20 protein-coding genes and 2 tRNA genes are annotated in these 26,393 nt (G+C 68.7%); 14 read left to right on the top strand and 8 right to left on the bottom strand.

The features are described from left to right. Nucleotides 1–95: 95 nt before the first annotated feature. Nucleotides 96–1,346 (bottom strand): parvulin peptidyl-prolyl isomerase, encoded by a 1,251-nt coding sequence (locus tag AB1L88_RS21245; RefSeq protein ID WP_367098705.1) that lies wholly within the window; start codon nucleotides 1,344–1,346, stop codon nucleotides 96–98. 192 nt (nucleotides 1,347–1,538) lie between these two features. Here AB1L88_RS21245 and ggt point away from each other — a divergent pair, with 192 nt between their 5' ends. The 5 genes from ggt (at nucleotide 1,539) to AB1L88_RS21270 (ending at nucleotide 6,606) form a co-directional block, all read left to right on the top strand. Next, nucleotides 1,539–3,368, top strand: a complete 1,830-nt coding sequence (ggt, locus tag AB1L88_RS21250) for a gamma-glutamyltransferase (protein WP_367098706.1) — start codon at nucleotides 1,539–1,541, stop codon at nucleotides 3,366–3,368. Nucleotides 3,369–3,579: 211 nt separating this feature from the next. Next, nucleotides 3,580–3,966, top strand: coding sequence for an HU family DNA-binding protein (locus AB1L88_RS21255; protein ID WP_367098707.1), 387 nt, complete (start codon nucleotides 3,580–3,582; stop codon nucleotides 3,964–3,966). 128 nt (nucleotides 3,967–4,094) lie between these two features. Further along, complete coding sequence (locus tag AB1L88_RS21260; RefSeq protein ID WP_367098708.1) at nucleotides 4,095–4,466, top strand: cupin domain-containing protein; 372 nt, start codon at nucleotides 4,095–4,097, stop codon at nucleotides 4,464–4,466. Nucleotides 4,467–4,494: 28 nt separating this feature from the next. Further along, nucleotides 4,495–4,579, top strand: a tRNA-Leu gene (locus AB1L88_RS21265). A 440-nt stretch (nucleotides 4,580–5,019) separates the two neighbouring features. Next, nucleotides 5,020–6,606, top strand: a complete 1,587-nt coding sequence (locus tag AB1L88_RS21270) for a TolC family protein (RefSeq protein WP_367098709.1) — start codon at nucleotides 5,020–5,022, stop codon at nucleotides 6,604–6,606. Between the two features lie 91 nt (nucleotides 6,607–6,697). Here AB1L88_RS21270 and AB1L88_RS21275 read toward each other — a convergent pair whose 3' ends face one another. From AB1L88_RS21275 to AB1L88_RS21285, 3 genes are all read right to left on the bottom strand, one after another. Beyond that, nucleotides 6,698–9,826 (bottom strand): CusA/CzcA family heavy metal efflux RND transporter, encoded by a 3,129-nt coding sequence (locus AB1L88_RS21275; protein WP_367098710.1) that lies wholly within the window; start codon nucleotides 9,824–9,826, stop codon nucleotides 6,698–6,700. Between the two features lie 46 nt (nucleotides 9,827–9,872). After that, nucleotides 9,873–11,171 carry an efflux RND transporter periplasmic adaptor subunit gene (locus AB1L88_RS21280; RefSeq protein ID WP_367098711.1) on the bottom strand — a complete coding sequence of 433 codons (1,299 nt, stop codon included), beginning with the start codon at nucleotides 11,169–11,171 and terminating at the stop codon, nucleotides 9,873–9,875. 210 nt (nucleotides 11,172–11,381) lie between these two features. After that, nucleotides 11,382–11,765 (bottom strand): hypothetical protein, encoded by a 384-nt coding sequence (locus AB1L88_RS21285; protein ID WP_367098712.1) that lies wholly within the window; start codon nucleotides 11,763–11,765, stop codon nucleotides 11,382–11,384. Between the two features lie 412 nt (nucleotides 11,766–12,177). Between AB1L88_RS21285 and AB1L88_RS21290 the strand changes: the two genes are divergently transcribed. The 4 genes from AB1L88_RS21290 to AB1L88_RS21305 all read left to right on the top strand — a co-directional run bounded on the left by AB1L88_RS21290 (nucleotide 12,178) and on the right by AB1L88_RS21305 (nucleotide 16,318). Next, a complete protein-coding gene (locus AB1L88_RS21290; protein ID WP_367098713.1) occupies nucleotides 12,178–13,746 on the top strand; it encodes an amino acid permease in 1,569 nt (522 codons plus the stop codon). Nucleotides 13,747–13,763: 17 nt separating this feature from the next. Beyond that, nucleotides 13,764–14,591 carry a CDP-alcohol phosphatidyltransferase family protein gene (locus tag AB1L88_RS21295; RefSeq protein ID WP_367098714.1) on the top strand — a complete coding sequence of 276 codons (828 nt, stop codon included), beginning with the start codon at nucleotides 13,764–13,766 and terminating at the stop codon, nucleotides 14,589–14,591. Between the two features lie 157 nt (nucleotides 14,592–14,748). Then, nucleotides 14,749–14,822 (top strand) — tRNA-Arg (locus AB1L88_RS21300). Nucleotides 14,823–15,058: 236 nt separating this feature from the next. Further along, nucleotides 15,059–16,318, top strand: a complete 1,260-nt coding sequence (locus tag AB1L88_RS21305) for a glycosyltransferase (RefSeq protein WP_367098715.1) — start codon at nucleotides 15,059–15,061, stop codon at nucleotides 16,316–16,318. Nucleotides 16,319–16,636: 318 nt separating this feature from the next. Here the strand turns inward: AB1L88_RS21305 and AB1L88_RS21310 are convergent, their stop codons facing one another. After that, nucleotides 16,637–17,734, bottom strand: a complete 1,098-nt coding sequence (locus AB1L88_RS21310) for a PA0069 family radical SAM protein (RefSeq protein ID WP_367098716.1) — start codon at nucleotides 17,732–17,734, stop codon at nucleotides 16,637–16,639. Nucleotides 17,735–18,021: 287 nt separating this feature from the next. Here AB1L88_RS21310 and AB1L88_RS21315 point away from each other — a divergent pair, with 287 nt between their 5' ends. The 4 genes from AB1L88_RS21315 to AB1L88_RS21330 all read left to right on the top strand — a co-directional run bounded on the left by AB1L88_RS21315 (nucleotide 18,022) and on the right by AB1L88_RS21330 (nucleotide 21,054). Beyond that, nucleotides 18,022–18,252, top strand: coding sequence for a hypothetical protein (locus tag AB1L88_RS21315; RefSeq protein ID WP_367098717.1), 231 nt, complete (start codon nucleotides 18,022–18,024; stop codon nucleotides 18,250–18,252). Nucleotides 18,253–18,371: 119 nt separating this feature from the next. Beyond that, complete coding sequence (locus AB1L88_RS21320) at nucleotides 18,372–19,403, top strand: transglutaminase domain-containing protein (protein ID WP_367098718.1); 1,032 nt, start codon at nucleotides 18,372–18,374, stop codon at nucleotides 19,401–19,403. A 45-nt stretch (nucleotides 19,404–19,448) separates the two neighbouring features. After that, nucleotides 19,449–20,090, top strand: a complete 642-nt coding sequence (pnuC, locus tag AB1L88_RS21325) for a nicotinamide riboside transporter PnuC (RefSeq protein WP_367098719.1) — start codon at nucleotides 19,449–19,451, stop codon at nucleotides 20,088–20,090. Next, nucleotides 20,026–21,054: an AAA family ATPase gene (locus tag AB1L88_RS21330; RefSeq protein WP_367098720.1), complete on the top strand. Its 1,029-nt coding sequence runs from the start codon at nucleotides 20,026–20,028 to the stop codon at nucleotides 21,052–21,054. The genes pnuC and AB1L88_RS21330 overlap by 65 nt, the downstream gene beginning before the upstream one ends. A gap of 33 nt (nucleotides 21,055–21,087) precedes the next feature. On the opposite strand, the gene AB1L88_RS21335 is transcribed toward AB1L88_RS21330, so the two are convergent. From AB1L88_RS21335 to AB1L88_RS21345, 3 genes are all read right to left on the bottom strand, one after another. Continuing rightward, nucleotides 21,088–21,549, bottom strand: coding sequence for a hypothetical protein (locus tag AB1L88_RS21335; RefSeq protein ID WP_367098721.1), 462 nt, complete (start codon nucleotides 21,547–21,549; stop codon nucleotides 21,088–21,090). A 57-nt stretch (nucleotides 21,550–21,606) separates the two neighbouring features. After that, a complete protein-coding gene (locus tag AB1L88_RS21340; protein WP_367098722.1) occupies nucleotides 21,607–23,883 on the bottom strand; it encodes a sialidase family protein in 2,277 nt (758 codons plus the stop codon). A 279-nt stretch (nucleotides 23,884–24,162) separates the two neighbouring features. Then, on the bottom strand, nucleotides 24,163–25,152 hold the full coding sequence (locus tag AB1L88_RS21345) for a prolyl oligopeptidase family serine peptidase (protein ID WP_367098723.1): 990 nt from the start codon (nucleotides 25,150–25,152) through the stop codon (nucleotides 24,163–24,165). Between the two features lie 460 nt (nucleotides 25,153–25,612). On the opposite strand from AB1L88_RS21345, the gene AB1L88_RS21350 reads away from it, so the two are divergent. Next, nucleotides 25,613–26,371, top strand: coding sequence for a hypothetical protein (locus tag AB1L88_RS21350; protein WP_367098724.1), 759 nt, complete (start codon nucleotides 25,613–25,615; stop codon nucleotides 26,369–26,371). The last annotated feature ends 22 nt before the right edge of the window (nucleotides 26,372–26,393 follow it).

Below are 26,393 nucleotides of genomic sequence, written 5' to 3' on the forward strand. Positions count from 1 at the left end.
GGCGAAGCGACGCAAGACCGCCGAGACTCGATCGAGTCTCGGGCCGCCCGTTCTGTTTCCCGCCGACGGATGGGGTCAGAGCCGACTCGAGCCGATCACTTCGGCCCGGCCGGGTTCGCGTCGGTGCTCGGCAGCGCCGGGGCGTCGGGGGCGCCGACCGGGCGTTCGACGTTCCCTTCGGCATCGGCCGGCGATTGCTGCAAGGCGCGGAGCTTCTCCTGGGCTCCCGAGGGAGGCAGGTCGACGTCGGGCTTCGACATGCGGGCCCGGCTCACGTCCTCGTCCTTGACGACGACCTCGGCCTCCTGGACGCCGGAATGCTTGACCTGGCCGGTCAGGTGGTTCTCGACGGCCGCCTGGACGAACAGCTCTTCCATCACGGTCTTCATCTCGGCCTGGAGCTTGGCCTCGAAGATCGAGGTCTTCACCTGGGCGACGAGGTTCTCGTCGTCGGTGTTGTACTCCTGGCCTTCTTCCACCCGTTCGCGCTGGAAGATGACCCAGGCGGTCTCGTTCACCTGAATCGGGCCGGTGTAGTCGCCGTCCTTGGGCTTGTGGGACGGGTCCTTGTCTTCCGGGTCGCCGTCGACGAGCTGCGCGAAGGCGGCCTCGGAGACGTGCAGGGGGTCGGCGAACCGGGCGATCGGCTGGGCCAGCAGGCCGCCGAGCACGCGGGAGTCCTGGTCCATCGACAGCTCCTGGGCCAGCTTCGAGAAGCCTCCCGGATTCTCCCGGACCCGGTTCCAGACGTCCTTGGCCTTGGCGAGGGTGTCGACCAGGATCATCCGGACGACGAGCTTCTCGCCGTAGAACGCCTCGAAGGCCTTCTCGACGTCCTCGTCGGTGACCTGGACGCGCGGTTCGGCCAGCTTGCGGAGCGCGACGCCGGGGAAGGCGATATACTCGGCATATTGCCGGGGGCTGACGTTCCGCTCGCGGGCCAGGGCCCGGAGGAAGTTCTCCCGGTTGATGCCGGCCCGGGCGGCGTCGCGGTCGATCTCGGCGTCGATCTCGGCGGCCGAGACGGCCATGTTCCGGTTCTTGATCGCCTGGTCGAGCAGGCTTCGCATGATCAGGGTGTCGAGGACTTCCAGCCCGTGACGAGAGACACACTCGTCGGCCAGCCGCTGACGAGAGATGATCTCGCCGTTGACGACGGCGATCGGGTCGTTCGGGTTCGCCGGCACGGCCCGGGGGACCAGCGTCGCCTGGTTCTGGGGCTGGGCCGTCCTGGCCTCGGCAGCCTGGTTTGCTTGCTGGGCCTCGGCGGTGGTGCCCAGGCCGAAACTCGCGGAAATCAGGGCGGCGAAGGCAACGAGCCGCCCTCCTCGGATCCGATCATCCATGTCGTCCCTCCTTGAACTGCTCGCGCCGGGGAACACCGACCGCGATCCGGCACGTTTCGGGCGTTACGATAGCCTCCATCCCCCTGCGGTCAACGCCGATTCGGGGCAATCCGGGCCGCCCCGGCCATTTTTTTTCACGCGAACCCCGCTGCTCGACCGATGATCGACCTTCGCCCTCGGAGAATCCTCGCCATGATGCCCCAGCGATTTGCCCCCGGCCCCCGGCCCTTCCGGCGTGTTCCCGGCCCGAAGGGTCGCCACGCCCAGCCCCTCGCGGTCCGGCGCGTGACGTTTCGCCGATCGATCACCGTGATCCTGGGGGTCGTGCTGACGGCCGTCGCGCCGGCCCGGGCCGATGAGTTCCGGTCGCATGTCGTCGTCTCGCAGGAGGCGAACGCCTCGGACGTGGGCCGCGACGTGCTGCGCAAGGGGGGCAACGCGATCGACGCGGCGATCGCCACGGCGTTTGCCCTGGCGGTCACCCACCCGGCGGCGGGGAACATCGGCGGCGGCGGCTTCATCGTCGCCTACCTGGCCGAGCAGGAGGAGGTGATCACCGTCGACTTCCGCGAGCGGGCCCCGTTCGCGTCCACCGAGCGCATGTATCTGGATGAGGGCGGCCGTCCCGTCCGGGGCTACCGAGCCGGCCCGAGGGCCGCCGGCGTGCCGGGGACGGTCCGGGGGCTGGCCCTCGCCCACGAGCGGTTCGGCTCCCTCCCCTGGGCCGACCTGGTCCGCCCGGCCGTGGCCCTGGCCGAGGACGGGTTCCCGGTCTCGGAAACGCTCGCCCGGTCGCTCAACGCCCAGTTGTTCGTCGACGACGGCGCGGCCGACCTGCTCGACGGCAGCGGCCGGGTCGATCGCCTGGCCGACTTCCCCAGCTCGGTCGCGGCCTTCCGCAAGGCCGACGGCACCCCCTGGCGAGAAGGGGACCGCCTGCGGCAGCCGGACCTGGCCGCCACCCTTGCCCGGATCGCCGAGAAGGGCCCCGACGGGTTCTACGGGGGCAAGACCGCCGAGCTGATCGTCGCCGCCATGCAAGACGGCCGGGGGGTGATGACCGCCGAGGATCTCGAATCGTATCGGGCCGTCGAGCGTCCCCCGGTCCGGGGCCGGTTCCGGGGGTTCGAGGTCTACGGCATGGGGCCGCCGTCGTCGGGGGGGATCGTCCTGGCCTTGATGCTCAGGATCCTCGAGCGGTTCGACCTCGCCGCCGACGGCCCCGACGCCCCCGAGACGCTCCACCGCATCACCGAGGCGATGCGGCGGGCCTTCTTCATCCGGGCGACCCGGATCGCCGACCCCGATTTCGTCGAGGTCCCGGTCGAGGAGCTGACCTCCCAGGCGCTCGCCGACGACCTGGCCGGGACGATCACGGCGGAAGCGACCCCGAGCCAGGACCTGGCCGATTTCCCCATCAGCGGCCTGGCCGAAGGCCCGGACACCACGCACCTCTCGGTGGTCGACCGCTTCGGCAACGCCGTCGCGCTGACCTACACGCTGGAGCTCGGCTACGGCTCGAAGTTCGTCGTGCCGGGGGCGGGGTTCCTGCTCAACAACGAGATGGGGGACTTCAACCTCGTCCCGGGCGTCACCTCCGCGTCGGGCCTGATCGGGACGCCCGCCAACCGGATCGCCCCGGGCAAGCGGATGCTCAGCTCCATGTCGCCGACGCTCGTCCTGAAGGACGGCAAGCCCCGGCTCGTCACCGGGTCGCCCGGCGGCCGGACGATCCCGAACACCGTGCTCTGGGTCGTGCTCAACGTCCTCGAATTCGGGCGATCGCCGCGCGAGGCGGTCGACGCCCCCCGGACGCACCACGCCTGGTTCCCCGACGCGATCACCGTGGAAGGCCGCTCGTGGCCCGCGGAGACCCTCGACGACCTGCGCCGCCGGGGCCACCGGGTCCGATCGACGGCCCTGCAGGGCGATGCCCACTCGATCGTCATCGACCCCGAGACCGGCGTCCTGCACGGGGCGAACGACCGCAGGAGGCGGACCTCGAAGGCCTCCGGGGACTGAGTCCCAGCGCCTTCGGGGTCGACCAAAGGCGGTATTCCCGCGAAAAAGACTGCCGGGGCGCAGTCAGATCGCAATTTTTCCTGTATATTTCGGGCCAGAGCGTCGATCTGGTTCCGCAGGAGCGTCGTTCGAGCCTCCCCATTGCGGGTCGGGGCCGCCAGGAGCGCTCCCACACGGATATTCGCACATCGATCAGGAGGGGATGCGACCCATGGCCGCGAAGAAAGCTGCCCCCAAGGCTGCGCCTGCGAAGGCGGAAGCCGCTTCGGCCAAGCCCAAGGCCCGGCCGATGACCAAGAACGAACTCTACACGACCATGTCGGAGAAGACCGGCCTGGCCAAGAAGGACGTGGCCAATTTCTTCGAGCAGCTCGACGAATTGGTCCGCGTCTCGCTGACCAAGCGAGGCGGCCCGAAGCAGTTCGTCCTGCCCGGCATGCTCAAGATCCGCCTGGCCGAGAAGAAGGCCACGCCCGCCAAGAAGGGTCGCAACCCCCAGACCGGCGAGATCATCGACATCCCCGCCAAGCCCAAGCGGAACACCGTGAAGGTCACCCCGCTGAAGGCCCTGAAGGATGCCGTCCTGACCGGCAAGTGATCGGACGATCGCCGAGGAGGAGGCAGAGCCGCGCTCGGCCCTCCTCCTCCCATCCCGGTCGGTCGGTCGGCGGCCGGTGTCCCTCCCCCTTCGTCCTGCCCCGATCTCCCTTGCGACGGATCACCGCGATGGACACCCCCGTCCCCCCCCAGGCCGGCCCGGGCTACCTCGTCCGACGCCTCGACGAAGCCCCCACGGTCCCTTGCCCGTGCGGCCAGAGCACCCGCCTGTTGACCTTCGAGGACGCCTCCCCCGCCAACTTCCACGTGACCTTCATCACCGATTCGGCCCGGCATTATCACGCCCGCTGCACCGAGCTGTATTACATCCTCGAAGGGACCGGCGAGCTGGAGCTGAACGACGACCGCGTCGCCGTGGAACCCGGCATGCTGATCCTCATCGAGCCCTACACCCGCCACCGCCTCCGCAGCGCGGACGGCGTCCGGACCCTCGTGCTCGGGATCCCCGCCTGGCACCCCGAGGACGAATACTTCGACTGATCGACCCCGCCCCAACACAGACACCCTGGCCGGCGTGGCGGAATGGCAGACGCAGAGGACTTAAAATCCTCCGGGGGGGAACCCCCGTGTGGGTTCGACTCCCACCGCCGGCACTCAACTCAAGTGATCGAGGCCCCCGGCCGAGGCCGCCATCCGGCTCGGCAGCGTGGGGATCGCGGCGTCCAGAGGTCCGGATCGCCCGGAGGATGCAGGCGGTTCCTCGCGAGAAGCCCCGCCGATGAGGGGGATCGCCTCGCCCTGCGCAGCATCCGTCGGCAACGCGGTGCCGCCAGGTCGCTTGCTTCAAGGCGCGAGGAGGGGGGGCGAGGAATCCCGGCGCAAGGGATGCAGGAGTCGGGATGATCCTGCCGAAAACTACGGTATGACACTCAGGAACGTGCCCGGTCCTGGCGCGTTTGCGGCGCGGAGACAGAATCGGATTCGGAGCGGCGGGGGCCCGTGACCTCCGGCCCGCCTGTTGCGTCCGCAAGATCGTGGTCGAGCACACAATCGGCATCCCGACCCGAGGGTGGCGTTTGCCATCGGAAATCTCATGACCAGACGCTCGAACAACCTGGCCGGCGTGCTGGCCCTGGCGATGATCTCGGCATCGTCTCCCGCGATGTCCCAGCAGGCGGGCGATCCGCCGGCGAGCACCTTCGGTCAGGGGTTGCAGGAGTCGGCGCTCGGGCGTGCTCCGGGTTCGATGACCACGCAGATGCCCTCCGATCGGCCCGACCTGCAGGGGACGATCGGCAACCGACCGGGCCCCGGCACGCCTCGCGTCCCCTTCTCGATCACCACGCCGGAATCGAGCCTCGCGCCGCCGGGGCTGGAGCGCGTGCTGCCGCTGCCGGAGCTGCCGATCGCGGAGATGCCGCTCTACGGGCCCCTGGAGCTGCCCACCGACCCCGACGCCCCGTTCGACCCGAACGCCCTGACCCTGGACCAGGCCATCCAGCGCCTGCTCGAGGTCAACCCGACCCTGCAAGCCCTGGCGTTCGAGCTGCCCCAGGCCGAGGCCGACGTCCTCACGGCCGGGTTGCGGGCCAATCCGATCCTCTTCACCGATGCGCAGATGATCCCCTATGAGCCGTTCACCGACGCTCGGCCCGGGGGCCAGACGCAGTACGACCTGAACATCTCGTATCCGCTCGATCTCACCGGCAAGCGCCGGGCTCGGATCCGGTTCGCCAGCCGGGTCCTCAGCGTGATCGAGGCCCAGTATCAGGATGCCGTCCGACGCGAGATCGACAACCTCTCCATCGCCTTCGTCGACGTGCTCGCGGCCCGGGAGACGGTGCGCCTGGCCGAGGCCGGGGCGCGAGGGCTGGAGAGCGTCCTCGAACTGACCCAGACGCTCCAGGAACAGGGGCTCCAGACCGAGGCCGACGTCAACCGCGTCCGGATCCAGCAGACCGACGCCGAGATCGCCCTGGCCGACAGCGAGGAGGCGCTCCGCCGCACCAAGCGGACCCTCGGGTCGCTCCTGGCCATCCATCCGGCGGAGGCCGAGACCATGCCGGTCGAGGGGCAACTCGTCGACCCGATCCCCGCCCCCCCCACGATCGAGGAGCTGACCGACCTGGCCCTGGCCGCCCGTCCCGACCTGCTGGCCTACCGGCTCGGGATCGATCGGGCCAAGGCCCAGGTGGATCTGGAGGTCGCCAACCGGTTGTCCGACGTTTTCTTGCTCTACCAACCGTTCACCTATCAGGACAACTCTCCTTTTGATTTGCCGGGGGCCACCTCCTGGGCCCTCGGCATCACCATCCCCTTGCCGGTCTTCAACCGGAACCAGGGGAACATCCAGCGGGCCCGGGTGAACTTCTCGCAGAGCCGGTCCGAGTACGATGCCGTCGTGCAGCAGGTGGTCGTCGAGGTGCGGCAGGCGGAGCGCGAGTTCCACACCTCTCGGGACGTCTTGCGCCGCGTCGAGGCCGAGCAGCTCCCGGCCGCCCGGCAGATCCTCGAATCGACCGATCGTCTCTTCTCGAGCGGAGAGATCGACGCGGTGGCCTACCTCAACGTTCGGCGCGAGTACAACGACGTGGTCCGTCGCTGGCGCGACCTGCTGGTCCGCCACCGCCGGAGCATGCTCGCCCTGAACACGGCGGTCGGCCAGCGCGTCTTGCCGTGACGGTCGGCCGCATCAGGGTGAGCGGTGGCCCCCGGGGAGGACGATCCCCGAGGGCCGCACGAGCAACCGAGCAGGCTCGCCTCGTCTCAGCTCAAGGGCCGGCCGTCGGCCCTTCGATCGGCTCGGGTGCCGCGTCGCGATCGTCGCGGGGGTCGTGTCGAGGCCCCCGGCCGAACATCGAGTACAGGACCGGCAGCACGATCATGGTCGTCAGGGTGCTGAATCCCATCCCCGCGACCACCACGGTGGCCAGCGGGCGCTGGACCTCGGCGCCGAACCGCTCGGAGGTCGCCATGGGCAGGAACCCGAGCGCGGCGACCGTCCCGGTCATCAGGACCGGGCGAAGGCGTTCCAGCGCCGCCTCTCGGATCGCCTGATCCTTGGGGACCCCGGCCTCGATGCGATTGCGAATCGCGTTGACGAGCACCAGGCCCATCAGCATCGACGCCCCGGAGAGGGCGATGAATCCCACCCCCGCCGAGATGGTGAAGGGCATCTCGCGCGACCAGAGCCCGAAGACCCCGCCGCTGGACGCGAACAGCACCCCTGTGAAGATCAAGGCCGCGTCTCGCGCCGAGCCGAAGGTCAAGTACAGCAGGCTGAGCGTGAGCCCCAGGGCCAGCGGGACGACCAGATACAGCCGGTTTCGCGCCCGGATCAGGTTCTCGAACTGGCCCCCCCAGTCGATGGAGTAGCCGGTCGGCAAGGTCAGTTCCTCCTCGATCCGCCGCTGGGCCTCCGCGACGAACGAGCCGAGGTCGCGCCCTCGGACGTTCGATTGGACGACGATCCGGCGCTGTCCCCAGTCGCGCTGAATCGTCGAGGGGCCGATCGTCTCCTCGAACCGCACGAGCCGGGACAGGGGGATGCGGGCCCCCGAGGCGGTCGGGATGACGATCGCCTGCAAGGCTCCGGGGTGGTCGCGGTAGCGTTCGGGCAGCCGGACGACCAGCGGGAATCGGCGGCCCCCCTCCTCGGCGAAGATCTCACCCACCGGGATCCCGCCGGCGGCCCGGACCGCGTCGAGGACCACCCGGGCCGGGACGCCGTGCCGGGCCAGGGCCGATCGATCGACCACGACCCGGAGCACCGGCAGCCCGGTCACCTGCTCGACGCTCACGTCGGCCGCGCCCGGGATGTCTTCGAGGATCCGGGCGATCTCGCCGGCCTTGTCCTGGAGCACGTCCAGGTCGTCGCCGAACAGCTTGACGCCGAGGTCGGCGCGGATGCCCGCGATCATCTCGTTGATCCGCTGCTCGATCGGCTGGCTGAAGACGGCCTCGGTGCCGGGCAGTTGCTCGACGACCTCGGCCATTTGATTGACGATCTCCTCCTGGCTGGTCGCCCGGGTCCAGCGGTCTCTCGGCCGGAGCGTGACGAAGACGTCGCTCAGCTCCAGCCCCATCGGGTCGGTGGCGACCTCGGCGGTGCCGATCCGGGTCCAGAGGTGGTCGATCTCGTCCGGGAACTCCTCCAGGAGGATCCGCTCCAGCTCGGTGCCGTAGCGTTGCGACTCCTCGTAACTGACGCTCGCCAGGCGGACGGTGTTGAAGACGATCGCCCCCTCGCCGAGGCGGGGGATGAACTCGGAACCGAGCCCCGTCGCCAGCCGGATCATGACCGCCATCATAGTCACGGCGAGCAGCAGGGTCTTCAGCCGGTTCTTCATCGACACGCGGAGGATCGGCCGGTAGACCCACAGCGCGATCCGGTCGAGGATCGTCTCCTTCTCTTCCTTCCCCTTCGAGAGGCCGAGCGAGGCCAGGACCGGCATCAGGGTCAGGGAGAGGATCATCGAGCCGACGAGCGCGAAGACCACGGTCAGGGCCATCGGCCGGAACATCTTCCCCTCGACCCCTTCGAGGGTCAGGATCGGCAGATAGACGATGATGATGATCAGCTCGCCGAACATGGTGGGCTTGCGGACCTCGATGGCCGCCTGGCGGACGATCTCCGTCTTCGAGCGGCTCGTGCGGTCCTCCGAGAGCCGTCGGACGCAGTTCTCGACCATCACCACCGAGCTGTCGACCACCAGGCCGAAGTCGATCGCGCCGAGGCTCATCAGGCTGCCGGCGATCCCGACCCGCTCCATCATCGACAGCGCGAAGATCATCGACAGCGGGATCGCCGAGGCCACGATCAGCCCGGCCCTCAGGTTGCCGAGGAACGCGAACAGGACGGCGATGACGAGGACCGCCCCCTCGAACAGGTTCGCCTCGACCGTGTGCAAGACCCGGTTGATCAGATCCGTCCGCCGGTACACGACCACCACCTCGACCCCCTCGGGCAGGAGACGGCGGACCTCCTCCATCGCGGCATCGATGGCCAGGCTCACGTCTCTCGAATTTTCTCCCATCCGCATGAAGGCGAGGCCGAGCACGACCTCTCCCTGGCCCTCGGCCGTGGTGCCTCCCCGGCGAATGGCGTGGCCGATGGTCACGTCGGACACGTCCCGGATCCGGATCGGCACCCCTCCGACCGAGGTGATGACCAGGTCGGCGATATCCTCGGTCGATTGCACCAGGCCGACCCCCTGGATCAGCGCGAGCTGGCCGCCCTGATCCACCGGGCCGCCGCCGACGTTCTGGTTGTTCTCCCGGAGCGTCTGCGAGATGTCGTCGAAGGTCAGGTTGTATTTGGCCAGCAGCGACGGGTCGAGTTGGACCTCATATTGCTTGGCCAGGCCGCCGAGCGTGTTGATCTCGGCGATCCCGGCAACGCGCATCAGGCGAGGGCGGACGACCCAGTCGTGCAGCGTGCGCAGCTCGGTCAGATCATGCACCTGGCTCTTGAGATAATAGTGGTAAATCTCGCCCAGGCCGGTGGCCACCGGCCCCATCTCGGGAGGGTCGATCCCCTCCGGCAATTGCAGGCCGGACAGGCGTTCCGAGATCTGCTGGCGGGCGAAGTAGATGTTGGTCGCGTCGTCGAAGATCGCCACCACCTGCGAGAGCCCGAACTTCGAGACCGATCGGACCTCTTGCAACCCCTTGAGCCCGCCGAGCGAGAGTTCGACCGGGTAAGTCACCAGCAGCTCCATCTGCCCGGGAGACAGGGCAGGGGCCACGGTGTTGATCTGCACCTGATTCGGCGTCGTGTCCGGGAACGCGTCGAGCGGCAGCTTCAACGCCGCGTTCACCCCCACGAGCACGAGGATCAGGGTCATCATCAGGATGAGGAAGCGGTTATTCAGACTCGCGTTGATCAGCGCATTGAGCATGCGAAATGTTCCCGACAAAGAAGGCCGATTCGAAGGGGAATTCCGGTCAGTCGCCCGCCAGCTCGGCCCGGCGCATCTCCGACATCAGGAAGAAGGCCCCCGTGGTGACGACCGGGTCTCCCGCTTCCAGGCCCCGCACGACTTCAATCATTCCCGGCTCGCGGATCTGGCGGACCTCGACGCGACGAGGCAGATAGCTTCCGTCGGACTGGTCGAGGAAGACGACCGTCGTGCCGGGGGTGACCACCTGCACCGCCTCTCTCGGGATCACGACCGATTCCCGGGGCTCGGCCACGGCGATCGAGCCCCAGCCGAACTGATTGGCCCGCAGCCGCCCCTCGGGATTGCCCAGGGTGGCGAGCACCCGGACGGTGCGCGTGACCGGATCGACCGAGGAATCGACCCACTCGACGGTCCCCTCGGCGGGGGGCTCGGCCCCGACCTTCGTGTCGAACGTCACCGGTTGCCCGGCGCCGACCCGGCTGAATTCGGCTTCCGGCACGTCGATCCAGACCCAGAGCGTCGAGAGGTCCGTGAGGAGGAACATCACGGTCCTCGGCTCCAGGGCCTCGCCGATCACGGCGTGCAGGTCGACGAGCGTCCCCTCGATCGGCGCCACCACGTCGAGCAGCGAGGAGGTGTCGTTCTCGGCGGTGATCGCCTCGAGATCGTCGTCGGAGAAGCCGAAATTGCGGAGCCGCTGCGAGGCCCCGAGCAGGTCGGCCCGCGCGGTGTTCAGGGTGGCCCGGGCTTCCAGCTCCCGGGCCTTCGGGAGGGCGTCGCTGGCCGAGAGGGTGATGGTCCGCTCCAGGGTCGCCTCGGCCAGCTCGGCCATCGCCCGAGCGGAGAGGTAGGTGGCCTTCGCCGTGCCGACCTCGGCCGAATCCACCACGGCCAGGCGATCGCCGGGCCGACATCGAGCCCCCCGGTCCACGAGGACTTCCCGCACCACGCAGGAGACCCGGGGGACGATCTCGGCATACCGCTGGCCGTTGTATTGGGTCTCGGCATTCCCCTCGACCCGTTCGACGAGCGTCCGGCGCTCGGCCGGGGCGGTTCGCAGCCCGATCCGCTGGGCGACCTCCGGGTTCCTGAGCCGAACCGGGGCAAGGCGAACCCCGGAGTCGCCCTCGTTGGCCGGGCCCGGCCCGGGGGCGTCTTCCTGCGCCCCGGTGGGTTCGATCACCGCCCGATCGGCCGATTCCCCGGCCTCGGGCTCATGCTCCTCCGCCAGACTCGAGAGGCTCGGGATTTCCACCAGATCCGGGCGGAGGACCGCCAGCAAGATGACGGCGATCACGGCGTAGGCAATCAGATTGCCAAGCCACGAGAAGAGGCGACTCATGGGATCGTGTCCTATTCGGGGCCGGAGATCGGTTGAGGGGGGACGGGTGGCTCGACCGCCGACGCCGAACGCGAGGCGCAGGGCCTCCCGTTCGCGACTCGACACGCCGCACCCGAGGGTTGGAAGGGCAGGGGGGTACCCGACGTTCGCGGACCAGGGGCATCGAGGAATGACGCCTCGGTTCGCGAGCGGAAAGGAGGGGACCGCGTTCTAGCAGCGGAAGTTCTGGAGCACCGCGCGCACCGCGAGAACATCGCGCTGTCGCGTCGCGAGAACCAGCCGAGCGTCCAGCTCGATGTCCGGCCGATCGACGGATCGGGTCAGGGGCATCGCCCACTCGTCGAGCGGCTCGCCGGATCGATCGACGACCAGGCAGGGGGAACAGGTCGAGGTGGGGGCCCCGTCGCAGATACAGGGGCCGAGGTCGGGGACCGAGAAGGGGTCGGACAGATCATCCGAGGGGATGGTGGCCGCCCCCGCCCAGCGGTAGAAGGCAAGCGACGACCAATCGTGGAAGCTTTCCCCGCTCAGGCACGGGCAAGCCACGATCCGGAACAGGAGCCAGCATTTCAACAGCACCCACAGGTGCGGCATGCCAACGTCACCCAATCACATGGGTCCATCGAACGCCTGAGACGCGACGCCTCCATTGATCGTATAAGGCGGCCCCCCGCGACGCAAGCTGGGCGCGTTTGACTCCTCAAAGTTCATTGAGGAAATCCTCGACGAGCGGCAGGCCCCGGCCCGCTCCGACCCGGGACGGTGCGGAGGCGAGCCGCTCGTCGGCGATCGCCCTCCGTTCCCCGAGGGCCGGGGAGGGGACATTCCCCGTCGAAACGGCCCCTCGGGGTGGGACCGGGCATGGGAGGTCCCGGAGGAAAGGCGAGTTGCGTTGACAACAGGTCGCGCAATCCCGGACGCTCTATGCTAAAACATTACCGTTCTTTCGCCGGACGTTCATCGTTTGTCTCCCCCCCCGATTGGCCTGATGACGAGGATCTGCCGCGTGTCTCAGGAGGCACCCACCGAAGACACCCACGAACTGGCCGGCTTCGGGTACCGGCAGAAGCTCGACCGGACCCTGGGGAGCTTCTCCTCGTTCGCCGTTGGCTTCTCGTATCTGTCAATCCTGACCGGCCTGCCGCAGCTCTTCTACATGGGCTACGCCGCGGGCGGGCCGGCCTTCTTCTGGACCTGGCCGGCGGTCTTCTTCGGCCAATTCATGGTGGCCCTCTGCTTCGCCGAGCTGGCGGCGCGGTATCCCCTGTCCGGGGGCGTCTACCAGTGGTCGAAGCACATCGGGTCGGCGGGTGTCGGCTGGATGGCCGGCTGGGTCTACCTCGCCTGCTCGGGGATCACGCTGGCGGCGGTGGCCCTGGCGCTCCAGATCACGCTGCCCCAGCTCTGGCCCGGGTTCCAGATCATCGGCTCGGCGGCCAATCCCGATGACGCCGCGAAGAATGCCGTGCTGCTCGGCTGCATCCTGATCGTCTTCAGCACGGTCGTCAATTCGGTCGGCGTCCGGCTGCTGTCCCGGATCAACAACGCGGGCGTCTTCGCCGAGATCGTCGGGGCGATTTTGCTGGTCGGCCTGATGGCGTTCGCGGCCCGGCGCGGTCCTGCCATCGTCCTGAATGTCGAGGGCCTGGGCGAGGGGCGGTCGCTCGGCATCCTGGGGGCGTTCCTGGCGGCGGCCTTGCCGGCGACCTACGTCATGTACGGCTTCGACACCGCCGGCTCGCTCGCCGAGGAGACCGACAACCCCAGGCGGCGCGCCCCTCGGGCCATCTTGCTGGCCCTGGGTTCGGTCGGGCTCGTCGGGGCCCTGCTGATCGTCACCGCCCTCTGCGCCGTCGAGAATCCGGCCGACCCGCAACTGGGCCTGGTCAGCGGCGGGATGCCGTACGTGATCAAGCAGGTCCTGGGCGACCGGCTCGGCCGCCCCTTGCTCTGCCTGCTGGTCGTGGCGATCACCGTCTGCACCCTGACCGTCCATGCCGCGGCCGTCCGGCTGATGTTCGCGATGGCGAGGGACAACAACCTGCCGTTCTCCGAGACGCTCGCCCACATCTCCGAGACGTCCCGCACACCCACCTGGCCGGCCGTCTTCCTGGGGGCCTGCGCCATCCTGATGCTGGTGGTCAACGTCAACTACCCGCAGGTCATCGAGGTGATGGCCTCGGTGGCGATCGTCTGGGCGAACCTCGCGTACCTGATGGTGACCGCCCCCTTGCTCTCTCGGCGGCTGCGCAAGGCATACCGGGGCGCCCACCCGCACCACTTCTCCGACGCGTTCTCGATGGGCCGGTGGGGCTTGCCCGTCAATCTGGTGGCCGTGGCCTGGGGCATCTTCGTCATCGTGAACCTGTCCTGGCCCCGCACCGAGATCTACGGGACCGACCCGGCTCGTCGTTACAGCGCCCCTCTGGCGACGGCCGCGATGCTGCTGGCCGGAGGCTCGTATTACTGGCTGGTCCGCCGACACAAGACCGGCGTTCTCGAAACCCACCGCGCGCCCGTCACACTCGCGCCGGCGACGATGGTGCTTGATCCTGAGGGAGGCGAACGAGGATGACATCCCGAGAGTCCGTGATGGGAGAGAACTTGACCACCAACGAGCCGGACGCCGAGCAGGGCAGCCCGGACGCCGGCGACCCGCTCCGCACCGTGATGGCCTGGGGCGTGCACCTCTACACGGCGCTCGGGCTGGTCATCGCCGCCTCCATCGCCGTGCTCCTGGTGCGGGGAGACGCCGACGCCTTCCGCTGGTCGTTCGCCCTGATGCTCCTGGCCACCCTGGTGGACGCCACCGACGGCACGATGGCCCGCGGCGTCGGCGTCAAAAGCGTCCTGCCGAATTTCGACGGGCGCAAGCTCGACGACCTGACCGACTTCCTGACCTACACATTCCTGCCCCTGCTGCTCATCTGGCGGGCCGAGATCCTCCCCGCCGGCATGGAGGCCTGGCTCCTGCTCCCGCTGCTGGCCAGCGCCTACGGCTTCTGCCAGGTCGAGGCCAAGACCGACGACGGCTACTTCCTCGGCTTCCCGTCGCACTGGAACGTCGTCGCCTTCTACCTCTACGTCCTCCCCATGCCCCAGTGGGCCGCCCTGGCCACCCTCATCCTGTTCGGGTTCCTGACGTTCATCCCCAGCCGCTACCTCTACCCTTCCCAGCCAGGCCGCCTGAACATGATGAGCAACTTCCTGGCCGTCCCCTGGACGTTCCTCCTGATCTGGATCCTCTGGCGCATCCCCTCCGAAGGCCCGCCCGTCTGGACCACGGAGATCCAGACCCTGACCCTCATCTCGCTCTACTATCCCGCGTTCTACATGGGTGTCTCCTGGTTCATCACCCTGCGACGCTGGATCGTCGACACCCCTCTGCGACGCCTGGGAGCGTCCGAATCCTCCCACTGACGCTTCCCTCCCGGCGAGCGCCGACCTTCCCCCGGTCGGCGCTCGCCCGTGCTCTTCTCTCCAGGCCTTTCCGCACTCCGATCACCCTCATCACGGTCGATTGGGCACCACCCGCTTGACACGGCGCCCGCAATCGGAACAATATCAGCAGTCCAACGTGCCCGTAGCTCAATTGGATAGAGCGTTAGCCTCCGGAGCTAAAGGTTGCAGGTTCAAATCCTGCCGGGCATACTTGCCGCAGCGCAGACGTCGCAACGAGGGCTGTTGCCGTCTGTCCGTTGAATGTGGCAGAGAAATAGCGGTTCTCGGCTCAGCTTGCAGGGTTGGGATGAGACGGGGGCCGGGCTCGGGTGGCGGCAAGGCCACCGGGCGTGAACCGACGGACGGATTGAGCGACTGCATCGTGCAGGGGGCGAACGATCGGCTCGCCCGGGACGCGCGGAAGCTCAACCGGATCGTTCGTCGCCATGAGAATCACACTGCTGACGGTCGGCACGATGGGAGATGTGCGGCCGTTCGTCGCGCTCGGGCTGGGCCTGAAACGGGCGGGGCATACGGTCGTCCTCACCACCGGCACCAATTTCGAACGATTCATCACCGGGCACGGCTTGCACTTCGCTCCCATGCAGGCCGATTTCCTCGCCCTCGTGCAATCGGACGAGGGGAAGGAACTGCTCCGGGGCAGTCCGCTGGCGGCCTTCAAGGCGCTTCGGACGACCATGCCGCCGCTGGTCCGGCAGATTCTCGACGACTCCTGGGCCGCCGCCCAGGGGGCCGATTGCCTGATCTTCCACCCGAAAGTGATCACCGGGTGGGACATGGCCGACTCGCTCGGGATCCCCGCGTTCGAGGCGGTCTATCTGCCGATGATTGTCCCCACCCGCCGGTTCCCCTTCCCGCTGCTCCCGGCCAGGACCCTGGGAGGCTCGCTGAATCGCCTGAGCTATGCGCTCAATCCTCTGATGACCCTGCCGCTTCGAGGGACGGTCGATCGCTGGCGGAAGGATCGGCTCAAACCGCAGACCCGACCGCGTCCCGGCAAGGGCTCCGGTGAGGGAGCCTCGCGGCCGGTGCTCCATTGTTTCAGCCCGAGCGTCATCACTCCGCCGGACGACTGGCCCGAGACGGTTCACACCACGGGGTTCTGGTTCCTCGAAGAACCGGAGTACACTCCCCCTCCCGAACTCGTCGCCTTCCTGGAGTCCGGCCCCCCGCCGGTCTACGTCGGCTTCGGGAGCATGGCGAGCCAGCAGCCCGAGGAGGTGACCCGGCGGGTCGTCGAGGCGATTCGAACATCGGGCAATCGTGGGCTCCTGGCGACCGGCTGGGGAGGGGTGGGGCCGGTCGAGGCGTCCGACGACCTCTTCTGCGTGGATTCCGCCCCCCACGACTGGCTTTTCCCACGAATGGCGGCCGTCGTGCATCACGGAGGGGCCGGCACGACCGCCGCGGGGCTTCGATTCGGCAAGCCGACGGTCATCTGCCCGTTCGCCGTCGATCAGCCGTACTGGGGGCGAGTCGTCGCCGGCCTCGGCGTCGGCCCCGAGGCGGTCCCCCAGCGCCGCCTGACCCCGGATCGACTCGCCCGGGCCATCGGCCAGGCCACCCGAGACGACGCGATGCGACGACGCGCCGAGCGCCTGGGCGAACGCATCCGGGCCGAGGACGGCGTCGCCCAGGCCGTCGAGGTGATCGAGACGACCCTCGACCGATCAAAAAACGGGTGAATGTCCCGCGCCTGGACTCGGGACAATTCCCCCCCCCGTCGACTCGCCCGGCAGGCCCCGGCCGATTCCAGGCGGCCGCCGATTCCGCCCTGGCCTCGAGGCACCTCGGGCAGTACCACGGGGCGGGCGTCTTCACGGGTCTCGGGCTGCGTTTGCGGCACGAGGCGCAGCGGTACCGCTTCCCCTTCACGGCGGTCTTCGGGCGGTTTCGCTTGCCCGACTGCGGGATGCACTTGGACATCGGAAAAGCCTCCGCGAACGTGAAATCCCCGCCTCTTCAGACGCCGCCACGCCGCCAGGGGTTCGGGCCGCCGCCCCTCAAAAGAACCGCAACTGATCGGACCCGGCCACCGGTCGTCGGAACAGGGCGGTCTCGTGCGGCGGCAAACCGCCGTCGAGGCCGAATTTGCGCGCGAAGAGCCGGAAGACGTTGCCAATCTGGTTCGCAATCTCCCCCTCGCCCTGCATCCGCTTGCCGAATTCCACGCTGTTGAGCCGACCATCACGCATGGCTCGGAGCCGCTGCTCGACCTTCCGCTGCCGTCCGGGTTGTTCCCGGGCGAGCCACTCCCGGAAGATCGGCGCGACGGCCAGGGGCAACCGCAGCATCTGGTATCCCGCGGCCCTCGCGCCGGCGTCGCGACTGGCCCGCAGGATCGCCGGGATCTCCGAGTCGTTCAGGCCGGGGATCACCGGGGCGATCATCACCCGCACCGGAACCCCGGCGTCCGCCAGGGCTCGGATCGCCCGAAGCCGCGCCGGGGGCGTGCTCGTCCTCGGCTCCATCGATCGGCAAAGGCCCGCATCGAGCGTCGTCAGGCTGAGATTCACGTGCACGAGGCGATCCGACGCGAGACGCCCCAGCAGGTCGCGATCCCGCACGATCAGGGCGTTCTTGGTGATGATCGACGCCGGCTGCCGGAACTCGGCCATGACCTCCAGGCACCGCCGGGTGAGCCGGAATCGGCGTTCGCCCGGCTGATACGGGTCCGTCACCCCGGACATGACGATCGGCTCGGGCGTCCAGGCCGGTCGGGAGAGGAACGCCCGCAAGAGCCCCGGGGCGGCTTCCTTGACCAGGATCTTCGCCTCGAAGTCGAGCCCGGCGTCGAACCCGAGGAACTCGTGGGTCGGCCGGGCATAGCAGTACGAACAGCCGTGCTGGCACCCTCGGTACGGGTTCAGGCTGTACATAAACGGGATGTCCGGGCTGTCGTTCCGGGAGACGACGCTGCGAGAATGATCGGGGAGATACTCCGTCGACAGGTTGCGCAGGGCGGCGAGATGATCGTCCAACGCCTCGGGGTCCGACTCGATGTGCTCGAAATCATCCTCATACGTCGGCCCTCCAAAGCGATTCGCCGGACGAATCTGCGAGCCTCGCCCCCTGGCAAACCGATCCGACTGCTCCGACATGGATCACCCTCCGGCAGACGCCCGTGTGTTCAGCCGTATCGTATCATGCCGGAGGCCCCCGTGAGGATCTCATCGCCTCGAAATCCTCGAAATGTCGGCGCGAATCGGACCCGAGTCGCCGCCGCGGACCCAGTGGACTCCGGAGACCCCGCCGAAGACAATTGAGTCGCGACCCGATCTCCCGTCGACGCGACCGCAGCATCCGTCCCGGCGTTTCCGGCGGTCAGCCGGCGCTCCGGGGCGGGGACCGTGACCCACCCCTCTCCCTCGAGCACGACGAGGCGGCCATGGCAACAGACGACGAACGCAAGCGAGCGCTCAGGGCCTTCAAGAAGCGTCTGAAACTGACCCGACTCGACGACGAATCGGGCCTGAGCCGGGGCGGCGGCAAGCGATCGGGGATCACCGGCATCACCCCACCGCCCGGCTATCCGCCCGAAGTCTGGGAAGAGCTCGTCGCCCTGGGCAAGTTGAAGCGCGACATGGGGGGGACCTACGCCCTGAAAGACGGCGTCTGATGACGATGACCCTGCCCGGGTTGAACCCGCACGGTCCCGCCGCGCATCCATGACTTCAGGGCCGTCGAGTCGCCCCCGAATCCCGCGGCCCTCCCCTCTGCGATGGACGAGAACCGACCATGAGCTTCGCGACGCATGTTCAACTTGCCACAATCGTCATCGCCTGCTGCCACCCCGTGCCGGCCCCGGGGAGGACGGCCGAGGACGACGGCCGACACTCACGGACCGTGGTCCTGACCTATCAGGCGACCGCCCGGGACATCCCCCCGGAAACCGAGATCCTGGACCTGTGGATCCCGGTGCCGCAGGACGACGCGAACCAGACGATCCACCGGCTGACCATCGATGCCCCGGGCGCCGTCAGCCTCTCGCGGGAGTCGACGTTCGGCAACCTCATGCTCCACCTCCGTCGCCATCGCCCCGAACCCGAGGTGAAGGTCACGCTGACGATTGTCGCGACCCGCGACGAGAATCGGGGCGGCGCAGATCCCCCAGGCCCCGACGAGCGATCGCGCCTGCTGGCCCCCGAACCCCTCGTGCCCCTCGACGGCCCGATCCGGCGGCGGGCCCTCGCCGCCACCGAGGGGATCGAGGACCAGGCAGACCGGGCCCGGGCGCTCTACGACGCGGTCCTCGACGCGATGACCTACGACAAGTCCGGCTCCGGCTGGGGCCGGGGCGACGCCCGATTCGCCTGCGAGGTGGGGCGGGGAAATTGCACCGACTTTCATGCCTTGCTGATTGGGATGGCCCGTGCCTCGGGCATCCCCGCGCAGTTCGCGATCGGCTTCTCCCTTCCCCCCGAGACGCGCGAGGGCACCATTTCCGGCTACCATTGCTGGGCGGAGTTGTACGTCGACGGCGTCGGCAGCGTTCCGGTCGATGCCAGCGAGGCCGACAAAAATCCCTCGCGTCGCGAGTACTTCTTCGGGAACCACGACCCCCACCGGCTGGAATTGAGCCGAGGCCGGAACCTGACGCTCGCCCCCCCCCAACACGGCCCGCCCCTGAACTTCTTCGTCAACCCTTATGTCGAACTCGATGGCCGTCCCTTCCCGAATATCGACCTCGACGTGACGTTTCGCGACGCCCAGCCTGACGAAGCCCCCGCGATCGGCCCCCGCCAGGATTCACCGGGAAACGACCCGTGATGCGTGAATCGTTGCCGCGTCGACGTCTCTCACGATGGGATCACCATGAGCACGATCGAGGTCATAGCGGTCGGATTCGGCTTGCTCTGCGTGGGGCTGACCATCCGCCAGAACATCTGGTGCTGGCCGGCGGGGCTGGTCCAGGTGTCGCTTTATATCCTGATTTTCTACGAAGTAAAGCTCTACTCCGACCTCATCCTCCATGTCGTCTACGTCTTCCTCCAGCTTTATGGGTGGTACTACTGGCTCCGGGGGGGCACGCGAGGCGGGCGGTTGCCCGTGACCCGACTCGGCCGGGCCGGGTCGCTTGGCTGGGTCGCGGTCGCGATCGCCGGAACGGGGGTTTGGGGATTCGTCATGGCCTCATACACCGATGCCAGCCTCCCCTACTGGGATGCCCTGACCACCGTCGCGAGCCTGGTGGCCCAGTGGCTGATGTCGAGAAAACGGCTCGAATCATGGCTGTTCTGGATTGCGGTCGACGTGGTCGCGATCGGCGTCTATCTCAGCAAGTCGCTCGTGCTCACCTCGGGCCTCTATGCCGTGTTCCTGGTCCTGGCCACGCTCGGCTATCGTGCCTGGCGGAACGCGATGACCGACCGATCGGAGGAGACGGACCCCGATGACGACCGGATTGACCCTCGGCAAATTTGCCCCGCTGCACCGGGGGCATCAACGGGTCATTGAGCACGCGTGCAAGCAAACCGATCATGTGATCGTGGTCGTCTACGACGCCCCCGAAACGACCCGCGTCCCCCTCCCGGTCCGCGCCGGCTGGATCCGGGACCTCTACCCCGAGGTCGAGGTCCTCGAAGCCTGGGACGGGCCGACCGTCGTCGGGAGCACCCCCGAGATCATGAGGCGTCACGAGGAATACCTCCTCAAGATCCTCGGCGGCCGGACGATCTCGCATTTCTTCTGCAGCGAATTCTACGGGGAGCATGTCAGCAAGGCGCTCGGCGCCCTGGATTGTCGGGTAGACGAGGCCCGATCCCGCGTGCCGATCTCCGGGTCGACGATCCGGGACGATCCCTTCCTGCATCGGCGGTTCCTCGCGCCCGAGGTCTATCGCGACCTCGTGGCGAGGGTCGTCTTCCTGGGGGCACCCTCCACGGGGAAGACCACCATCGCCCGGGCGCTCGCCCGCCTGCATCAGACGCAATGGATGCCCGAATATGGCCGCGAGTACTGGGAGGCCCATCAGCGCGACCGACGTCTGACCCCCGAGCAGTTGGTCGACATCGCCGAGGGCCATCTCGAACGCGAGGACGCCTTGATCCTCGATGCCGACCGCTTCCTCTTCGTCGACACCAATGCCACGACGACCTTCATGTTCGCGCAATGGTACCACGGCCAAGCCCACCCGCGACTCGCCCGGCTCGCCGACCAGTGCGTGCAACGCTACGATCTCGCCTTCCTCTGCGACGACGACCTGCCCTACGAGGACACCTGGGACCGGTCGGGGCTCGCCCACCGGACCATTTTCCAGAAGCAGATCCGAGCCGACCTGCAACGCCGACGCATCCCCTTCCTCACCCTACGCGGCCCGCTCGACGCCCGGATCGAAGGCGTGCAGCGCGTCCTTCGGGGCTTCGATCGCCATGCGCCTCTCGGTGATTGGCTCAGGGGCCAAGTGGGCCCACCCCCGTGACGAGGCCGCCCACCCGGGCGACCCGAGGACAGCTCACGGCTCGACGATCGCTTTCGCGGACGAGGCGGCGAGCACCCCTCCCGCGATGATCAGGAGACTCGCCAGCAGCAGACGCCCCCAGTGCACCTCACGCCACTCCGAGAAGACAAGCAGCCCGAGCAGGACGGCGACCAGCGTGTTCATGTTATAAAGCGGCACGAGCTGGCTGATCTGCGCCCCGTGGCGCCGCAAGGCAACGGCGATGCACCCGATCCCCCCCGCCCAGAGGGCCCCGAACAGGGCGGTCAGGGCCACGCCCTTCCGGCTGACGACGGCCTCGTGTTCGACCGCCGTCAGCAGGCCTCCGACCACCAGCACGGCCAGGCCCGTGATCACGAGATACGGCCCGGTCCCGATCCCGGTCCGCGCGCACGCTTTCTGCATCACCCCCGAGAGACCGAACAGCACCGCGGGCAACAACCCGCCGATCACCGCCGCCAGCATGGGATGTTTCAACCCTTCGGTCCTTCGCAGGAGTTCCGGAGCGATGTACAGCGGACACCGTGCGCGCGTTCAGTCTTCCGGCGACGCCGACGACGCCTTGTCGACCAGGATGCGCAGGCCGAGACTCGGGGATTCCGAGTCCTGGCCTCGCACATCCTCCTCCTTGAATCGTGCCATCAAGATCTCCCGCTCCTCGCGGCGCGAGTAGTCGTAGATGACGAAAACGGTCCCGTCGTCCCCCTCGACCCCGTCCGGATACGACACCCCGTCCCGCTCGTCGAGCAGCAAGCCGCCCGTCCAGGTCGAGCCGTCGTCCTCGGACAGGAAGGCCATCAGGTGCGACCTCCCGGTGGATTCGTCGATGGGCCCGTGCTTGACGAGCAGGAGATTCCCCGAGGAGAGTCTCCTGAGGAAGAACCGGGCCGACGGGTGGGCAATCCCCGACGGGGCCAATTCGGACCAGGTCCGACCGCGATCGGTCGATCGGCTCTCGCCGATCCCGTACGTGGTCCGGGCCAGCATCCAGAGCGACCCGTCGCCACGCTCGACGATCATGTGCTCATCAAACGACCTGACGTCCTTCGGCACGTTGCAGCCGCCCCTGACCGCCCACGTCCGGCCCCGGTCCGGGGAGACGACCATCCGGGCGCTCCGGTCCGTCTCCCTCCAGGTCGACGCGGGCAGGCACCACTCCCCCGAGGAGAGGACGAGCGGCTTGCCCATCATCACCCCGTCGGTCAGCCGCCTCGGCTCGGACCACTCCGCGTCCTCGTCGTCCGGATTGTCGCTGACCATCGCCCAGACTCCCCCGACACTCGCCCCGTGACCGACCGCCTGCGCCCAGAAGGCCCACATCCGCCCATCGGGGTCGGCCCAGACCTGGGGATCGAAGGCCCGGACCGGCCCCTCGCCATCCGGATCGACGATGACCTGCTTGCGGGACCAGGTCTGGCCGTCGTCGCCGCTGCTCGCGAGGATGACGTAATTATTCCGGTCCTCTCCCGGGGTGGGTCCCCCGTACCAGGTCGCCCAGAGCCTCCCCCCCTCGCTCCGGGCCAGGCTCGGGATCCCCTGGAACCGTCGCGATGCGCCACCATGGCTCGGGCCGGGGTCGGTGATGACCTTCGGGGGCTGCAGGAAGGCTTCGGACCCGTACTCGTCGAGCCAGGCGGGCAAGGTCCCGTCCCCCGTGAGTTCCCCATCGAGGATCCACGAGAGATTCAATCGCGCAAGCTTCCCACCCACGTATTGCGACGACTCATCCCCGTATTCGTACAGCAGGTATATCCAGCCCTCGCTCGGTGTCCCCGGCCGGCCCGCGGCCAGCGACGAGTAGGCGCTCTCGGCCTCGTGGACGAGCCGCTTCACCGGCCAGGTCGCCCCGCCATCGAAACTCGCCCACACCGTCAGGCGGACCCGCTCGTGACCATCGTGATCGGCATTGCTGGAAATCAGGATGTCTCGATCCCGGACCGGCAGGCGGGCGAACCCGGCCATCATGCCGAAATGGGCGTTGTAGTTCGCCCCCCGACGCTCCTCCCCCCGGTATCGGGGCCCATCGGGCACTTCGGTCGACGAGAACGGGTCGCCCCAGGTCGTCCCGCCGTCGTCGCTCCGGGCGAATACCCGGCCCGCCTGGAAGGGCTCATCGTCCGGGAAGAAACTCCGGCGGGCGCTGTAGATCAACTGGCCGTCGGAACGCTCCAGCAGGGCGCCTTCCCCCGTCCCTTGCAGGGGAAACGGCCCGCTCGACTGCCAGGTCTGCCCGCCGTCGTCGCTGTAAATCGCGGTGGCGTATCGGTCCGGCGACGGCTGGTAGACCCGGGCCGGCCGGATCAACCTCCCCGCGTGGGGGCCGCGACGCAGCGTCGTCCCGTGTTCGCTCATATGCAGGGAGGGGACATAACCGTTCGCGTCTTCCCGGAAGGTGGCCTCGCATTCTGCCCACGAGGCCCCCTGGTCCTCGCTCCGGTACACGGTCCGAGGGGCGGTCGAACCGTCTCGGGGCGGATGCTCGGGATGCACGAACATCAGCATGGCCCCCGATCGCTCGTCGACCAGGGCCCCGCCCCCGTGAATCCCCTCACCCACGTCGATCTCGGGGCCCCAGGAGTCCCCCCCGTCCTCGCTCCGACGGACCCGAATCCGCTCACTCCCCCAGGTGGCCACCACCGTCCCGTCCCGGCCGACGATCACATTCGGGAACCGTTCCTCATCAAACAGCGTCAGCTCGTCAAACCGCGCCGCCCCCAGAAACGGCCCCAATGCCCCGTCGGTGACCAGCTCCTCGGCCGCCCGGGCCGGGCCGCCGCCCCCTCCCGTCGCGATCAGAAGGATGAGAAGCATATGAACCCCTCGACGGCTCCGGGGCGTTTGGTCCTGCATCATGGCGATCCTCTGTCGTCCCTCAAGAGATCGATGGAGCGTTGAGCGTGGGACCGAAGCTCGATTCTCGATTCCGAACGCTCCGGCCCGGTTGCCACCCTATCGGAGCGCCCCGCCTCGATCCACCCTCCGCCCGGGCTCGATCGGTGGCCGGGGCTCCCCGATCGCCTCGCTCGTCAAGAGCCCCGGGAGGGCCGGACACGGCCACTCCGCCCGCGATCGCACCCGTCCCCCAGCCGATCAGGGCCGATCCGACGCCCCCGCCGGTCGATCGGAGGCATCCGCCCCGAGCAGGTGCGTGTCGAACCAGTCGACCAGGCTCGTCAGATCGTCCGCCAGGTCGGGCCAACCGTGACCGGCGTCGGCCTTGACCACAAGCTCGGTCTCGACTCCCTGCGCGCTCAGCGCCTCCAGAAAGCGCTCGGCCTGCTGAATCGGCACCAGTTTGTCCGCGTCCCCGTGCAGGATCAGGGTCGGCGGGTCGTCCGGGCTGACGTGGCTGATGGGGGAGATGTCGCGCCCGATCGCGAGCAGACGCTCCTCATCGGTGATGGGAACGTACACGTTCCGCGTCGCGTCCAGCTCGTGGAAATCGAAAGGGGCCTTGAAATTCTCCAGGATTCCCCGGCCGAGCGCGTTTTCGCCCGGCTCGCCGTAATTGAGGAAATCGGTCGGGGGGAACAGGCAGGCCACGGCCTGCACCCGGCTCGACGCCTGTTCGACCGGGTCGCTCGCCTCGGGATTTCCTCCGGTCCCCGCGGTCCCTTGCATCAAGGACAGGTGGCCACCGGCCGACCCCCCGAAGATGCCGATCCGATCCGGGTCGATGCCGTAATCGTCGGCGTGGTGGCGAATGAACCGGACCGCGCGGTGCATGTCGCCCAGGATCTCGGGGATCGTGAACTTCGGCTGGCTGCCGTGGACGACCGCGAAGACGGTGTACCCCCGACCCAGGAACGGCTCGATCAACGGCAAGGCGATGGCCTCATGCGCGGAGAACCAGCCGCCGCTGACCACGAAAATCAGCCCCACGCCCCGGCCCGGCCCCTCCTCGGTCGGCCGGAACACGTCCATCGTGAGGGCCGTCCCGTGCTTCCTCCCGTAGATCACGTCCGACGTCCGTTCGAAGGCCGCCTCCTCGCTCGCCCGGGCGGGCTCACCCGCCCCGCCGACGATCGCGAGGCCACCCAGGACGCCCAGGATCAGGGCACTGCTCGTCGCCGATCGCATCTTCGAACCCTTTCGCTCAGGAGAACGCGTTGCCGTCCATCGCTTCGGACAACCCCTCGTCGCGCGGCCGTTGGGGCCGCGCGATCGAAGGTCGATGGCCGCCATCAGACGCCCTGAGCATGGGCCGAGTCAACCGCCTCGTGCCCGATCGCCCCCGAGCCGCTCCCCCCGCCGGCCGTTCCGAACGCGTCGACGCGGAGGACGACCCCGCCCGCGACCGCCGACCGGCCCGTCCGCTCGCCGCCGACCGGGGCCGGGCGGCCGATCCCGCCCGAACACTCCGGCCCGATCCGCCCGGCCCGGATGCTCGACCGCCCGTTGCCGGCTGTGCTAAGATGATGATACGATCGGCTGTTGCGTCCGATCGGCCCCGACCCCGACCGGCCGGGCCGGGTCGATCGCCGCCGCCAGAATCGGAACGCAGCCTGATGGTCCGCCCGCACCAGATCGAGGATGCGCCATGCCCTTCGGCGACCCCGACCCCGTGACGCCCGACTCCTTCGGCCCGAGCAACGGTCGAGCCCTCGCCGACCCCGAGATCCCCGATCCGTCCGTCTCGGGCCAGGTCATCGAGACGACCGTCAGCCCGTTCCACTGCCTCTATCAAGACGCGCTCTGGCTGCACACGCAGAGCCACCTGCGGCTCCCCCGGTCCGAGAGCGAGGCGAGCCGGCTGGCCCGCGCCTCGTTCCTCCTCTACCTCCAGGCGGCCGAGGCGCTCGTCCACCAGGCCGCCGCCGAGCTGGCCCGGCCCGAGCTGGTCCACCTCCTGACCGACCCGTCGCGCCCCTTGCCACTGGGAGAGGCCTGGGCCCTGCTCCCGGCCCTCGCCGCCGAGGAACGCCCCCCGGCGCTCGAGCCTGACCGCCCACCCTGGCCCCAGTTCGCCGAGCTGCTCGCCCTGCGAGCCGCCTGGACGTATCCCGGCCCTCCCGCCTCGCGACGGGCCTACTACTCCGCCTCGGCCGACGGAACCGGCTTCGAGCCGCTCGACCCCCGCCGCGTCCCGGCCGACCTGGCGATCGCCCCCGACCAGCTCCGGTCCCCCCGGCTCGGCCTGCCGAGCGACCCCTACGCCCTGCGCCCGCACCACCTCGACAGCGCCCGGGCCGTCCTCGATCAGGCCATCACCGCCCTCGACCGCCGCCTCGACGGCGCCCTCACCCAGGACGGCCGCCACCGCAAGGAACCTTGCCGGGTCTTGCCCCCGCGTTCCTGAGGACTCGGTGGGCGGCTCGTCG

The organism is Tautonia sp. JC769 (genome assembly GCF_040717455.1).
Taxonomy (GTDB): Bacteria; Planctomycetota; Planctomycetia; order Isosphaerales; family Isosphaeraceae; genus Tautonia.

Coding starts and splice junctions, on each gene's coding strand:
- AB1L88_RS21275 (WP_367098710.1), bottom strand. CDS start 9,826: ATGCTCAATGCGCTGATCAACGCGAGTCTGAATAACCGCTTCCTCATC.
- AB1L88_RS21340 (WP_367098722.1), bottom strand. CDS start 23,883: ATGCTTCTCATCCTTCTGATCGCGACGGGAGGGGGCGGCGGCCCGGCC.
- ggt (WP_367098706.1), top strand. CDS start 1,539: ATGATGCCCCAGCGATTTGCCCCCGGCCCCCGGCCCTTCCGGCGTGTT.
- AB1L88_RS21320 (WP_367098718.1), top strand. CDS start 18,372: ATGAGCTTCGCGACGCATGTTCAACTTGCCACAATCGTCATCGCCTGC.
- AB1L88_RS21315 (WP_367098717.1), top strand. CDS start 18,022: ATGGCAACAGACGACGAACGCAAGCGAGCGCTCAGGGCCTTCAAGAAG.
- AB1L88_RS21255 (WP_367098707.1), top strand. CDS start 3,580: ATGGCCGCGAAGAAAGCTGCCCCCAAGGCTGCGCCTGCGAAGGCGGAA.
- AB1L88_RS21285 (WP_367098712.1), bottom strand. CDS start 11,765: ATGCCGCACCTGTGGGTGCTGTTGAAATGCTGGCTCCTGTTCCGGATC.
- AB1L88_RS21345 (WP_367098723.1), bottom strand. CDS start 25,152: ATGCGATCGGCGACGAGCAGTGCCCTGATCCTGGGCGTCCTGGGTGGC.
- AB1L88_RS21260 (WP_367098708.1), top strand. CDS start 4,095: ATGGACACCCCCGTCCCCCCCCAGGCCGGCCCGGGCTACCTCGTCCGA.
- AB1L88_RS21295 (WP_367098714.1), top strand. CDS start 13,764: ATGGGAGAGAACTTGACCACCAACGAGCCGGACGCCGAGCAGGGCAGC.
- AB1L88_RS21280 (WP_367098711.1), bottom strand. CDS start 11,171: ATGAGTCGCCTCTTCTCGTGGCTTGGCAATCTGATTGCCTACGCCGTG.
- AB1L88_RS21305 (WP_367098715.1), top strand. CDS start 15,059: ATGAGAATCACACTGCTGACGGTCGGCACGATGGGAGATGTGCGGCCG.
- AB1L88_RS21245 (WP_367098705.1), bottom strand. CDS start 1,346: ATGGATGATCGGATCCGAGGAGGGCGGCTCGTTGCCTTCGCCGCCCTG.
- AB1L88_RS21330 (WP_367098720.1), top strand. CDS start 20,026: ATGACGACCGGATTGACCCTCGGCAAATTTGCCCCGCTGCACCGGGGG.
- AB1L88_RS21270 (WP_367098709.1), top strand. CDS start 5,020: ATGACCAGACGCTCGAACAACCTGGCCGGCGTGCTGGCCCTGGCGATG.
- AB1L88_RS21350 (WP_367098724.1), top strand. CDS start 25,613: ATGCCCTTCGGCGACCCCGACCCCGTGACGCCCGACTCCTTCGGCCCG.
- pnuC (WP_367098719.1), top strand. CDS start 19,449: ATGAGCACGATCGAGGTCATAGCGGTCGGATTCGGCTTGCTCTGCGTG.
- AB1L88_RS21310 (WP_367098716.1), bottom strand. CDS start 17,734: ATGTCGGAGCAGTCGGATCGGTTTGCCAGGGGGCGAGGCTCGCAGATT.